Annotated in this window: 11 protein-coding genes; 1 reads left to right on the forward strand and 10 read right to left on the reverse strand. The window is 38.6% G+C overall.

Annotated elements, in window-relative coordinates; genetic code table 11:
• Window positions 1–182: 182 nt before the first annotated feature.
• The 5 genes from rnz to mce form a co-directional block, all read right to left on the reverse strand.
• Window positions 183–1,142, reverse strand: a complete 960-nt coding sequence (rnz, locus tag B371_RS0114335) for a ribonuclease Z (RefSeq protein WP_019415001.1) — start codon at window positions 1,140–1,142, stop codon at window positions 183–185.
• Window position 1,143: 1 nt separating this feature from the next.
• Window positions 1,144–2,409, reverse strand: a complete 1,266-nt coding sequence (locus tag B371_RS0114340) for a DNA polymerase IV (protein WP_019415002.1) — start codon at window positions 2,407–2,409, stop codon at window positions 1,144–1,146.
• Window positions 2,410–2,497: 88 nt separating this feature from the next.
• Window positions 2,498–3,622, reverse strand: coding sequence for a M20/M25/M40 family metallo-hydrolase (locus B371_RS0114345; RefSeq protein ID WP_019415003.1), 1,125 nt, complete (start codon window positions 3,620–3,622; stop codon window positions 2,498–2,500).
• 12 nt (window positions 3,623–3,634) lie between these two features.
• The gene (locus tag B371_RS0114350) at window positions 3,635–5,182 is read right to left on the reverse strand and encodes an acyl-CoA carboxylase subunit beta (RefSeq protein ID WP_019415004.1); all 1,548 of its coding nucleotides are present in this window, start codon (window positions 5,180–5,182) and stop codon (window positions 3,635–3,637) included.
• A 6-nt stretch (window positions 5,183–5,188) separates the two neighbouring features.
• Window positions 5,189–5,599: a methylmalonyl-CoA epimerase gene (gene mce / locus B371_RS0114355; RefSeq protein ID WP_019415005.1), complete on the reverse strand. Its 411-nt coding sequence runs from the start codon at window positions 5,597–5,599 to the stop codon at window positions 5,189–5,191.
• A 126-nt stretch (window positions 5,600–5,725) separates the two neighbouring features.
• Here mce and prli42 point away from each other — a divergent pair, with 126 nt between their 5' ends.
• Complete coding sequence (gene prli42, locus B371_RS23570) at window positions 5,726–5,821, forward strand: stressosome-associated protein Prli42 (protein WP_019415006.1); 96 nt, start codon at window positions 5,726–5,728, stop codon at window positions 5,819–5,821.
• A 133-nt stretch (window positions 5,822–5,954) separates the two neighbouring features.
• Here the strand turns inward: prli42 and B371_RS0114365 are convergent, their stop codons facing one another.
• The 5 genes from B371_RS0114365 to B371_RS0114385 form a co-directional block, all read right to left on the reverse strand.
• Window positions 5,955–6,944, reverse strand: a complete 990-nt coding sequence (locus B371_RS0114365) for an aromatic acid exporter family protein (RefSeq protein WP_019415007.1) — start codon at window positions 6,942–6,944, stop codon at window positions 5,955–5,957.
• Between the two features lie 506 nt (window positions 6,945–7,450).
• Window positions 7,451–7,891, reverse strand: coding sequence for a BrxA/BrxB family bacilliredoxin (locus B371_RS0114370; protein ID WP_019415008.1), 441 nt, complete (start codon window positions 7,889–7,891; stop codon window positions 7,451–7,453).
• Window positions 7,892–7,953: 62 nt separating this feature from the next.
• Entirely contained in the window at window positions 7,954–9,048 is a 1,095-nt protein-coding gene (gene meaB, locus B371_RS0114375; protein ID WP_019415009.1) for a methylmalonyl Co-A mutase-associated GTPase MeaB, read from the reverse strand.
• Window positions 9,048–11,201: a methylmalonyl-CoA mutase gene (gene scpA / locus B371_RS0114380; protein ID WP_019415010.1), complete on the reverse strand. Its 2,154-nt coding sequence runs from the start codon at window positions 11,199–11,201 to the stop codon at window positions 9,048–9,050. The genes meaB and scpA overlap by 1 nt, the downstream gene beginning before the upstream one ends.
• On the reverse strand, window positions 11,191–12,846 hold the full coding sequence (locus B371_RS0114385) for a methylmalonyl-CoA mutase family protein (protein ID WP_026023080.1): 1,656 nt from the start codon (window positions 12,844–12,846) through the stop codon (window positions 11,191–11,193). Before B371_RS0114385 ends, scpA begins: the two co-directional genes overlap by 11 nt.
• Window positions 12,847–13,214: the final 368 nt, after the last annotated feature.

The raw sequence follows: 13,214 nt of genomic DNA on the forward strand, positions 1-13,214 counted from the left end.
CGCGAGGCAACGCCTTCGCAGGCCAACACCCTGTTGGCCTGCGGAGACTCACGGACCGCCTACGGAAATCGACCGTCTGTTTCTGTTTCTGCATCGCTGCACTGGCTTCGAAACATAAAATTGCGTTGTAACGGAAATCGACATATGAAAAGAGGGCTACCCTAAAAAGTCATTTTCTATGACTATTTGGGACAGCCCTTCTTACTTATCTGTTTTAATTCATCCTTGATTAGCTCAAATTCAGCAAAATCTTCTGCAATAGTTATTGATGGAAATACAGATAACCCTTGTTTTCGTAATTCCTCAGCTTGGCTTGGTAAAAATCGCGCACTAATATGTTGAACAATTAAATGTTTAGCCCCACTTTCTTTCGCCACTTGAGCTGCTTGAGTAATAGTTGAGTGTCCATATGGCTTTGCAAGTTCTTCAGTTCCTGCATCAAAAGTGGCTTCATGAATGACGATATCAACATCTCGACTTAATTCAATCGACGTTTCGCAAAAGCGAGTATCTCCCAAAATAGCCAAAGAGAAACCTTTAACCAATTCGGCAGTTACATCTTGACTATAAACAGTTTGCCCGTTATCAAGAACTACATCATGACCATTCTTTAACTTAGCTAACATTGGACCTTTTGGAACACCCAGTTCTTTAGCTTTTTCAATTAACAACACGGGTGGAAGAGGTTTTTGTGAAACTCGATAACCGAAACAAGGAATGACGTGACTCAGTAGTTTTGCTTCCACCGTAAACTGTTCATCTTCAAAAATAATGCCTTCTTCAATTTCAATAATGTCCAACTTGTATTGTAAACTGACTCGTGATAAACGAATTGTAGTAAGAATCCATTCTTTAATTCCAACTGGTCCATAAATAGTTAAAGGATCTTTACCATCTAGAAAAGAACGCGATGCTAGTACCCCTGGCAATCCAAATATATGATCACCATGCATATGTGTTATAAAGATTTTTTCTAGTTTTCGTGGCTTTAACGATGTATATAATATTTGATGTTGTGTAGCCTCACCGCAATCAAACAGCCAAAACTTGTTTCTTTCCTGCATTAGTTTCACAACTAGCGCACTAGTATTTCGTTGTTTAGAAGGCATTCCCGCCCCTGTACCTAAAAACTGAAGTTCCATATTACTTGTTCTCCCTATCTTTATGATCGTCTAAAAAGTCTTTACTAAAACTCGTTTTAGATTCATACGTTGGTTTTCGAGCTTTTGTCAGTCCTCTAGTAATCAATTCTTTGCCGAATTCCGTTTGAAGAGTCTCGACTAACTTTAATATCGGCTCTTGCTTAGCATGGTCTTCAAAATTATATATAGATAACTGTTCGGAAAAGTCTATTCGATCGACTATATTACTTACGGTTACACCTAATAATCGTATCGGCTGCCCATCCCATTTCTTTATAAATAATGACCATGCTACTTCAAAAATCTTTTCTTTTTCATATAACAAGTTGTGAAATGATTGACTTCGAGAAGAATTTTGCCAATCTGCATCTCGAATTTGTATGGAGACTGTAGGACCTGCTAAACGCTTCGCTTCCAAACGATTTGCAACTCGAGTACTTAAACCTTCAATCACTTTTTTTAATTCTTGAAGATCGCTTTCGTCACTAGGTAATGTAGTTGAATTTCCTACACTCTTCGTATCGTACACAGAATCAGGATCAACTAGACGGTCGTCATGACCATTTGCACGCTTTTTCAATCGTATTCCATTCTTTCCAAGTGAATCTTTTAATACCCCTTCTTCTGCTTTGGCAATATCTCCAATAGTATGTAAACCAATACTATTTAACTTTTTGCTCGTGCTTTCTCCAACACCATGCATGTCTAAAACAGGCAGAGGCCATAGCAGTTTATCAATGTCTCGTTTACGTAATATCGTTATACCCATCGGTTTCTTCATATTAGACGCTGTTTTCGCTAAGAATTTATTGGGTGCAATTCCAATTGAACACGGCAAATCAAGTTCCGTTAATAATCTTGTTTGAATGTCTTCAGCTATTTGAATGGCGGTCATTGGACCATCAATATCAGTAACATCCATAAACCCTTCATCAATCGAAACTGGTTCTACTTGTTTTGTGTACGTTCTTAATACTTCAAACATCGCATGAGATGCAATTCGGTAACGCTCAAAATTAGGCGTTAATAATATTAGTTCAGGACATTTACGTTTTGCTTCCCAAACACTCATGGTTGTGTAAACTCCTTTTGCACGCGCTTCATATGAACAAGTTACCAAAATGCCTCGACGTTCTTTTGGGTTACCTGCAATGGCAATCGCTTTGCCTTTCAAGCTCGGATCATATGATTGCTCAACTGACGCATAAAAACTATTCATATCAATATGAAAAATAATACGAGAAGTTGCTTTCTTTATGCTAGTCATGTCCTCAACCCTTTTCTAATTACTTCCCTATATTATAACAAAAATTGAGGCCTCAGGGCATCCTGAGACCTCAATTGATAGAGAGTTACTATATTTGTTTAGATGAAACTTTTACAATTTCTACAAGCAAATTAGACAATTTCTCTAGCTCTTCTACCGGCATCCGTTCATTTTTAGTGTGAATATCTTCATAACCAACTGACAAATTAACAGTAGGAATGCCAAATCCAGCGATGATATTTGCATCACTTCCACCACCACTTGTTGCTAACATTGGTGTAAGTTTTAAGTTATTCACAGCCTTCAAAGCTACTTTTGTCACATGTTCTTCAGGTCCAAAACGGAATCCTGGATACATTAATTTTACTTCAACCTCAGCTAGTCCGCCCATTTCTAGGGCAGTTTCTTCAAATGTAGATTTCATATGTTCCGTTTGTGTATCTAATTTACTTTGAACAATCGATCGTGCTTCTGATAAAATATTTACTTCATCGCAAACAATGTTCGTAGCGCTACCGCCCTCAAAACGTCCGATATTGGCTGTTGTTTCATCATCAATTCGACCAAGTGACATTCTCGAAATGGCTTTAGCTGCGATATTTATAGCAGAGATTCCTTTTTCAGGTGCTACACCTGCATGTGCCGTTTTCCCACGAATGGTTGTCCATAATTTCGCTTGAAAAGGTGCAGCTGTTACAATACCGCCCACTTTTCCATCGGAATCCACTGCAAACCCATATTTCGCGGTAATTAAAGACTTGTCCATAGCTTTTGCGCCTTGTAAGCCGCTCTCTTCTCCAGCAGTAATAATCAATTGGATATCTCCATGTTCAATTGAATCTTCTTTTAAGCGCTTTACCATATCGAATAAAGCAGCAATCCCTGCTTTGTCATCTGCTCCTAGGATTGTCGTTCCATCTGAATAAATATAACCATCTTCTCGAAGTTCTGGTTTAATTCCCTTACCAGGAACCACTGTATCCATATGAGCTGTGAAATAAATTGTATCCACATCAGTCATGCTTCCTTTTAAAGTGGCAATTAAATTACCAGCACCATGACCACTTGTAACAGCCGAATCGTCTTCTATGACATCTAGGCCTAAATCTTCTAATTTATTTTTTAAAATTGATGCAATCATTTGCTCATGTTTCGTTTCAGAATCAATTTGTACAAGTTCTAAAAACTCATCAATTAATCGTTGGTTTGTCATTTTAAAACTCCTTTAAAGCGGTATATTTCCATGCTTTTTAGCTGGTCGTGTTTCTTTTTTATTGCGCATCATATCTAGTGCTTGTATGAGCTTAATTCGGGTTTCCCGTGGATCAATAACATCATCGACCATCCCACGTGCTGCAGCAACATAAGGGTTTGCAAATTTTTCGCGATATTCCTCGATTTTTGTCGCACGCGTTTGTTCAGGATTGTCGCTTTGCGCGATTTCCCGGGAAAAGATAACATTCGCTGCCCCTTGAGGACCCATCACAGCAATCTCAGCATTTGGCCAAGCGAACACGAGATCCGCCCCAATAGATTTCGAGTTAAGTGCTACATACGCACCGCCATATGCTTTTCGTAAAATGACAGTCATTTTCGGAACCGTTGCTTCTGAATACGCATACAAAATTTTAGCACCGTGACGAATAATTCCCCCGTGTTCTTGTTTAATTCCCGGGAAGAAACCAGTTACATCTTCAAATGTAATGAGTGGAATATTAAATGAATCACAGAATCTAATAAAACGTGCGGCTTTATCTGAAGAATCTATATCAAGACCCCCAGCCATTACTTTTGGTTGATTACATACGAGTCCAACTACTTCTCCTTTAATCCTAGCTAGTCCGACTACAACATTACGAGCAAACTCTTTTTGAACTTCCATAAATGAATCTTGGTCTACAACTTGTTCAATAACTTTTCGAATATCATAAGGTCGTATTGCTTCAAAAGGAACTATCTCTGTTAATTCTGGTCGATAGTCGTCAAGTTCATCCACTTCTAAGCGAGGAGGTTTCTCATCATTATTTTGAGGTAAGAAACTTAATAAATCTCTCACTTGTTGTAGAATCTCTTGTTCTGATTCCGCACGGAAATGAGCATTCCCACTAATTGCATTATGTACTTTTGAACCACCCAAGTCTTCAGAGGAAATTTTCTCACCCGTAACAGTTTCAATAACCTTTGGACCAGTAATAAACATTTGACTGGTTTTATCGACCATAAACACAAAATCTGTAATTGCCGGAGAATACACAGCACCACCAGCACAAGGTCCCAAAATGACAGAGATTTGTGGGATTACACCAGAATAAATAGCGTTTCGATAGAAAATGTGTCCGTAGCCATCAAGAGAAACAACACCTTCTTGAATACGTGCACCACCAGAATCATTCAAGCCGATAAATGGAGCACCGTTTTTAGCTGCCAAGTCCATCACGTTCGCAATTTTCATTGCATGCATTTCTCCAAGTGCCCCACCAAACACAGTAAAGTCTTGAGAGAATAAATAAATAGCACGGCCATTTACTTTACCATAACCCGTAACTACTCCTTCTCCAGGTCCTTTTTGTTTATCCATTCCAAAATCAACTATACGATGTTCAACAAATGGATTCAATTCTACAAATGTCCCTTTGTCTACTAACAAATCGATACGTTCTCGAGCTGTTAGCTTTCCTTTTTCATGTTGTTTTTCAATGCGTTCGTCTCCGCCGCCTAGCTCGATTTCTAGTTTGCGATCATATAAGTCATTAATTTTATCATAAATGTCCATGGTTTATTACCCCTTTAGTCCGCTATTATCACATAATTCATACAGCACACCGTATGAAGATTTAGGATGTATGAATGCAACTTGTGCACCACCTGCTCCAATTTTAGGTTGTTCATTCAAAATCCGAATGCCTTTTTCGCGTAGTTCATTCATGCGTTGTTCAATGCCTTCCACTCCAAATGCAATATGATGAATGCCTTCACCTTTTTTTTCTATAAATGAATGGATAGCACTTTGTTCTGACATTGGCTCTAGTAACTCTAGTTTGACATTACCAGCATCAATAAATGCCACACGAACTGATTCTGAAATAACTTCTTCAATTTTCAACAATTTTAAACCTAGTGTTTCTGTGTAATAAGGGATTGATTCGTCTAAATTTTTAACGGCGATACCAATATGATCAACCTTTTTCAAAATAGCCACACCCTTCTGTGATCTCTACCCTCTATTGTACCTATATCTTTTTAAAATCTCTACCTCTTGAGAAATTTATCAATATCCATTAAACTAGTAAATAGTGAGTTAAAGGAGTTGATTAGAATGCGTAACGAAAATTTCCGTAAATTCATAATCTATTTAATGATTATCATGATGGTATTATCAAGTGTATTGTTTGGATTAAGCTTATTCTTCTAAAAAAGCATAAAACTACACTTTAAAATATGCAATGGGCCGCTCTAATCCAACTCTGGAGCTGAAACGGGGTTCAACTGGTGCTTGTTTTAAGATGGTTTTCTAATTCTAACAACAAACAGCTTTGAAGGATTAATTATTCCTTCGAAGCTGTCTTTTTTTTCGTTTTAAATCCAACAAAATTTCGTTTAATACGTAAATATTCTTCCATTTCTTCAATAAACTGATAGAGAGAAGCCATAGCCAAAAAGTTTTCATGATCTTTAGGTAAGTCCATCGTCGAAAACTCTATTTTCACTTCATCTAGTTTTGAAATAAACCGGTCTGCCGTATTTCCAGAATGTACATTACTTGCCAAGTCTTCGATAAAGTCCCCTACCAGTTGGGAATGCGAAATATAAACAGGCAAAGCTGTTATCTTTGGAAGTACCCTTTCAATAATTTCAAACTGTTGTTCTCGCATATCAAAATAGAGATAATGTAGGTTTTCTCTTCGATTTAAATGATTTTCTACATCTTGGTAAGCAAGTGCTTTTCCTTTTGCAATTACTTCAGTAGCTTGTACAATTTCTTTACCGTCCCAATTTGAGTCTCCATTGCGTAGGTATAATGCAATCTCATGAAAAATTTTAGAATACAAAGACTCAAGATCCAACCGATATTTTTTTAAATCTTTTTCAATATCGGGCATGTATATATTTACGAGAAGTGCGACACCAAAACCAACTGCCATTAATTGTGTTTCATTCCATAGCAATGACCACGTCAGAGATTTCGCATCAAATAAATGCAAAAGGATTACCACACTCGAAATAAAACCATCTTGAAGCCTTAATGAGACAAGGCTTGGTATAAATAATAAGATTATAAGACCAAAAACTATTGGATTATACGCTATCCCTTCAAAGAAGACATAGGCAAATCCGACACCAATGATGGTTGAAAGAATACGAGCATACACGGCACGGATTGACTTCCTTTTTGTTGGTTGAATACATAATGCAGTTAAAATAAAAGCAGAACTATAATAATCCAAATTTAAAAACATGGCGATGAGCATTGCAATACTCGCACCGACCGCTGTTTTCAACGTTCGATAGCCAATACGAAATTGACGGAAATGCATTTGTTCACCATCCTTCTATAGAAAAGCATAAATCCCTATTAAGATCGTCCCCCCACAAAGGGTGAAAAGTTATAGGCTAATTCCTATAAGAAAAGCGCAAAGCGCCTTCTAGCCTGACGCCGGCGCTGGAAGGACCGAATCGAAAGCCTGCTTTCGCATGAGGACCTGAAGCTTAGGTGCGGGCTGGCGCTTGGAGCTAGACATAGCTACTCCAGGTTCAAAAGTATAACTCTGAAAAACATATACTTTCTTATTTTGTAAGAATAACAGGGCAAATTACGCCCTGTCCTTTAAGACCAATGGAATTCAAGATGAAACGTGTGTTTTTAATAAAGGAAATCACTCCACACATTAATCGTTTTAACGAGAGTCACATTAAAGTAATTCCATTTTAGAAGGTTAGTCTCCATATACTAAAAATACCATAAACACTGGGTCCATGGCACCAATTCATATACTTTCTAATTTGATAAAAAAGAGCACTAAACAGTGCCCTTCTCCCTTACTTATAATTCTTCACAATGCTCTTCAAAAAGAGCTTGAATATGTGTAATAACTGACATTGGATCATGGCCTTCAATTTCGTGTCTACCAACATCTGCAACAACTTGACCATCTTTTAGTAGAACGAATGAAGGAGAAGATGGTAAATGTTCGTCACCAAAAAGCATACGAGCTTGAGCTGTTGCTTCTTTATCTTGTCCGGCAAATACTGTAACTAAGTGATTTGGATGTTTATCATAGTGAATCGCATTGGCCGCTGCAGGACGAGCAATCCCTCCTGCACACCCACATACAGAGTTAATCATAACTAGAGAAGTACCTTTACGAGCAAAGGCTTTTTCAACATCTTCTGGAGAGGTTAGTTGCTCATACCCGCTTGCTTCCATCTCACCACGTGCTTGACGAACTATATCAGTCATTAATAAGTTAAAATCCATATTCATTTACAAAACTCCTTTCAATCTACAACTTCAATAATAGCAGTTCATTTATAGCCACGCAAAAGCTACGTTTTATTTTCGGCAGGAAATAAGTTTTCGACTGCTTGGGAAACCGTAATACTCCCTTGTAATATTTCTTGCTCAAGAGACTTTACTTGTGTTTTTGTTTCTGGGTATCCATAAAAGTTGTCCATTAAGCGGTCTGTAATCATGGTATGGAACCAATCTTTTGTTTGAGACTGACGACGTTCTTTAAAAACACCACTACTGTTTAACTTTTCTTTAAATGTACATATTATTTTCCATACTTCTAGTATCCCTAAATTTTCAGTAGATGATACGGGCATTGCTTTCGTAGTCCACCCTGGGGTAGCTGGTTGCAAGAAATGGAGAATTTGCTCGTATTCTACTGCTGTTTTCTTTGACATTTTAACGTTGTTCCCATCAGCTTTATGGACAACCAATAAATCAGCTAATTCCATAATGCCTTTTTTCATTCCTTGGAGTTCATCTCCAGCCCCAGTTAAAACTAATAACATAAAGAAATCGACCATACCGCGTACAATGGTTTCACTTTGGCCGACACCAACTGTTTCAATCAATATCACATCATACCCTGCAGCTTCACACAATAACATGGTTTCGCGCGTTTTTTTATGCACACCACCGAGTGTACCTGCAGTTGGGGATGGACGAATAAAAGCGTTGTCAAGTCTTACAAGTTCTTCCATTCTTGTTTTATCGCCTAATATACTACCTCCTGAAAGTGTAGAACTTGGATCAATAGCAAGAACGGCTACTTTATAACCAATATCACATAAATACTTACCAAAGGCTTCAATAAAAGTACTTTTCCCTGCACCAGGAACACCAGTGATGCCAATACGAATACTGTTTCCCGTGTGAGGGAGAAGTTCTTGGAGTAGACGTTGTCCGGTTCTTTTATCTTCAGCAACAGTACTTTCAATTAACGTAATGGCTTTAGCCAAATGAAATCTAGAACCGTGAAGAATTTCACGAGAAAAATCATCGACAGAAATCTCTTTTTTAAAAGACCGTCGAAATTGCTTTCGAGTCGTTTGTCCCATGCCGTCATGAATAGATTTAAGTCCACCCATTACCTGCATAGTACTTTTCTGCTGGTTCTCTTGACCTTCCATTAATCATTCACTTCCTCATACCCTAGACGTCTGTAAATCTCTTCTATCACTTTCCCAGCCGCCACTGGAATCACAGTTCCTGGACCGAAAATAGCAGAAGCTCCATTGTTCCGTAAAAAGGCATAGTCTTGAGCAGGAATAACGCCTCCAACAACAATTAGAATATCTTCACGACCTATTTTTTTCAATTCACTTTGGAGTGCCGGCACTAATGTCATATGACCTGCAGCGAGTGAACTAACTCCGATTACATGTACATCGTTTTCTGCACCTTGCCTTGCTGTTTCTTCAGGTGTTTGAAATAATGGACCAATATCCACATCAAATCCTAAATCAGCAAAAGCAGTGGCAATGACTTTGGCTCCACGATCATGACCATCTTGTCCCATTTTTGCTATTAAAATTCGAGGTCGACGTCCTTCATTTTCCTTAAAATCTTCTGTCATCTCTTTAACCGCATGTATTTCTTCTTCATTTGAGAAGTTGGAACTATATACGCCACTCACAGAACGAATCACCGCCTTATGTCGACCAGATACACTTTCAATTGCATCTGAAATTTCACCTATGGTAGCCCGAACTCTAGCTGCCTGAACCGCACAAGTAAGTAAATTTTCATTGCCTGTTTCAGCAGCTTTCGTTAGAGCAGTTAGAGCAGCTTGTACGTCTTCATTATTACGTGTTTTTCTCATATTTTCGATTCTATCAATTTGTTTTTGACGAACGACTGTATTATCAATATTTAATATATCAATTGGATCTTCTTCTGATAGTCGGAATTTATTGACTCCAATAATGATTTCTTTACCAGAATCGATTTGTGCTTGTTTTTTAGCAGCGGCTTCTTCAATTTTCATTTTCGGTAATCCCGTTTCAATTGCTTTTGCCATTCCGCCAAGCTCTTCTATTTCTTCAATTAAAGTCCACGCTTTTTCCATTAATTCATCGGTTAGTTTTTCAACGGCATACGAACCGCCCCATGGATCAATGACTTTAGTCATCATTGTTTCTTCTTGCAAGAAAAGTTGTGTATTTCTTGCAATACGAGCAGAGAATTCTGTAGGTAAAGCAATCGCTTCATCAAGTGCATTTGTATGCAGTGATTGAGTATGACCCATTGCTGCTGCATTTGCTTCGATTAATGTTCGTGTGACATTATTAAACGGATCTTGTTCCGTTAAACTCCACCCAGACGTTTGAGAATGTGTACGAAGTGCAAGTGATTTCGGATTTTTCGGGTCAAACGTTTGCATCATTTGTGCCCAAATTCGACGAGCTGCTCGCATTTTTGCCACTTCCATAAAATAGTTCATACCGATTGCCCAGAAAAAAGATAAACGTGGGGCAAACGAATCGATATCAATGCCAGCTTTTAGGCCTGTGCGTACATACTCTAGACCATCTGCAAGTGTATAGGCTAATTCAATATCAGCAGTGGCTCCCGCTTCTTGCATGTGGTAACCAGAAATAGATATAGAATTAAATTTCGGCATGAATTTTGATGTATATTCAAAAATATCAGCAATGATTTTCATGGACATCTTCGGTGGATAGATATATGTGTTACGTACCATATACTCCTTCAAAATATCGTTTTGGATCGTTCCCATCAGTTGCTCAGGTGAAACACCTTGCTCTTCAGCCGTCACAATATAAAACGCTACAATCGGTAACACTGCACCGTTCATTGTCATGGACACAGACATTTGATCAAGAGGAATTCCATCAAATAAAATTTTCATATCTTCAATTGAATCAATTGCTACTCCAGCTTTCCCAACGTCACCAGTTACACGTGGATGATCGGAGTCGTAGCCACGGTGTGTAGCTAAATCAAAAGCAACAGACAGGCCTTTTTGACCCATATTTAAGTTTCGACGGTAAAAAGCATTGCTTTCTTCTGCGGTTGAAAAACCTGCATATTGTCGAATAGTCCAAGGGCGTGACACATACATGGTTGGATAAGGTCCACGGGTATGAGGTGCAATACCCGGATAGTCAGACATATGCAAAAGTGATTCTACATCTTCTTTACTATATCTAGAATTAAGGCGGATTCCCTCATTCGTTAAATGTGAATTTTCTTTAGCTGTTGTTTTCGTTTCTTGAGAAACAAAATCTTCTAGCTTAACCGATTTAAAATTAGGCTTCATGACCACGTTCCCCTTCCTTTTTGACATGAACAAGTTGATTCATTTTTTCAATCAAATCTTGCCCTACAAAAACTGTGTCATTTAACCCGAGATCACGCCACTGTTGTTCTTCAGTGAATTTCCCAGCAACATCAATAATTGTTTGTTTATCGGCTTGATTTAGAAATTCAGACAATAGTTCTGTAACAACTTGATCTTTAGCAGCAATCACAACATAGTCTATTTGATTCGATTTCACCCAGTGCCAGGCATCAGAAGTGGTTGTAAAGACAGGGCTCATCTCGGGATTAAGCCCTCCCGCTTGAAGAAATCCTTGTACAAAATCAGCTCTAGGTTTTACATCTTTCAGCACTCCAAATGAAACCACGGCAGACTTCATAGGATTATCTGCAAAATGCTTGCGAAGTTTTTCAAATGGAATCGCCAGACGCTCGGTCGTTTCTTGGGCAACAATTGATGGTATTTCATCAACAGGATTTGCATACATATTTGTTCCAATCAAAGCTGCTTTTCGGTTGGCGAGAACTTGAGCTCGGTTAGTCTGTGTTTCTCTAGCTAACCCCATTAAGTAATCTGTTTGTTCTTCAGAATTCATTTCTATTACCTGTAAGAATAGTTCCCATGATTGACGAACAAGGTCTGTGGTTAATGTTTCAATATAATAGGAACCAGCAGAAGGGTCGATTATTTTGTTAACCATTGTCTCTTGTCGAATAACAAGTTGGACATTGCGTGCAATTCGTTCAGACGATGAGGAACTGCCTGTTAATACATCATGAGGATGAACGGTAATGATATCCGCTCCCCCTAATACTGCAGAAAATGTTGCGTTCCCAGCACGTAATAAATTTACAGTTGGATCTAGTTTTGAATACGACCGAAGTGATGTCTCAACAAACATCGGAATAGACGTTTGTTTTACGTCGTAGGCTTTTGAAAACGCTTTCCAAAGCACACGAAATGCTCGTAATTTGCTGATCTCCATAAAGAAGTTCGTGTCGATTGCGAACTGGATAGCCACTTTATTAGTAAAGTCGCTTTGCTTTTCTGCTTGTTTTGACAAAGCAATTAAGGCATACGCTAATTCATGAACAGCTGTTCCGCCTATGTCGTGAATGATATTCGTTGATAGTAAGCTTTTTAAATATGGCTTAGATACACCTTTTAGATAACCATTTAATGTTAAGAGCTCTTGCTCTGTAAATTGTTCAAAAACACCCAATATTTCGTCACTACTATCATTCACTGAAAAATAGAATGGATGAATGGTTAATAGGGTTGCTAATTCTTGTAGCTCTAAATCTGACCATGTCCATGGAGTTGACGTTGCTACGTAAACAAGCATTTCATTGCCTCGTTCAAACTGTGCCTTAGTTTTATGTAAAAATTCAGTAGCCGAGTTACTATTAGCACCTTGCGCTATAAGCCAATCTGCATCTTGTTTCGCATGTGATATCGCTTCAGAATAGTTTAACGTATTTTGTAAATGAGCTGCTGTATATAGAGGTTGAAGGTCAATCCCTTCATAAGTAGGTGTAATCAGCTGTTCAAACGGCTTGTCTTTTAGCGTTCGAACTGCAGCATCTTTCCAATCATCAAAACTTACTTTTGGAAACGTAGTATTCTTCATTTGTTCGATTGTCATGTGGTCGCTTGCGCTTCCCTCCCCAGAATCTGTTCCTAATTTATAGTTTAACTGAGATTTAGCTTCGATAAAAGAATAAAAACCCCAATGACCGGAAATTTTCGGCATGGGGTTTTGGTTTATGGCTAGTTTCAAGCACCAGTTCGCGGGCCAATCAGAGAGGCTAAACGTTCACCTCTTTTCCAGCCAGCGTCGAGCTAGAGTGGCGCTTAAGCCCACAGGACGTGGGTCATGAAGGCGTTGCGACAAGATTTCTTAGCACTGCATTTTGCGACGAGTAACCGCAGGAGCAGGACGTTGCGACTTTAGCCTTTTAGCTTTTCGGTGTCTAGTTCCAAGCGCCAGCTCACACCTAAGCTTCAGGACCT

Source organism: Paenisporosarcina sp. TG20 (assembly GCF_000286315.1).
Lineage (GTDB): Bacteria > Bacillota > Bacilli > Bacillales_A > Planococcaceae > Paenisporosarcina.

Bases quoted from the DNA above. Each gene is read 5' to 3' on its own strand.
- rnz (WP_019415001.1), bottom strand. From the start codon at position 1,142: ATGGAACTTCAGTTTTTAGGTACAGGGGCGGGAATGCCTTCTAAACAA.
- B371_RS0114340 (WP_019415002.1), bottom strand. From the start codon at position 2,409: ATGACTAGCATAAAGAAAGCAACTTCTCGTATTATTTTTCATATTGAT.
- B371_RS0114345 (WP_019415003.1), bottom strand. From the start codon at position 3,622: ATGACAAACCAACGATTAATTGATGAGTTTTTAGAACTTGTACAAATT.
- B371_RS0114350 (WP_019415004.1), bottom strand. From the start codon at position 5,182: ATGGACATTTATGATAAAATTAATGACTTATATGATCGCAAACTAGAA.
- prli42 (WP_019415006.1), top strand. From the start codon at position 5,726: ATGCGTAACGAAAATTTCCGTAAATTCATAATCTATTTAATGATTATC.
- B371_RS0114365 (WP_019415007.1), bottom strand. From the start codon at position 6,944: ATGCATTTCCGTCAATTTCGTATTGGCTATCGAACGTTGAAAACAGCG.
- B371_RS0114370 (WP_019415008.1), bottom strand. From the start codon at position 7,891: ATGAATATGGATTTTAACTTATTAATGACTGATATAGTTCGTCAAGCA.
- meaB (WP_019415009.1), bottom strand. From the start codon at position 9,048: ATGGAAGGTCAAGAGAACCAGCAGAAAAGTACTATGCAGGTAATGGGT.
- scpA (WP_019415010.1), bottom strand. From the start codon at position 11,201: ATGAAGCCTAATTTTAAATCGGTTAAGCTAGAAGATTTTGTTTCTCAA.
- B371_RS0114385 (WP_026023080.1), bottom strand. From the start codon at position 12,846: ATGACAATCGAACAAATGAAGAATACTACGTTTCCAAAAGTAAGTTTT.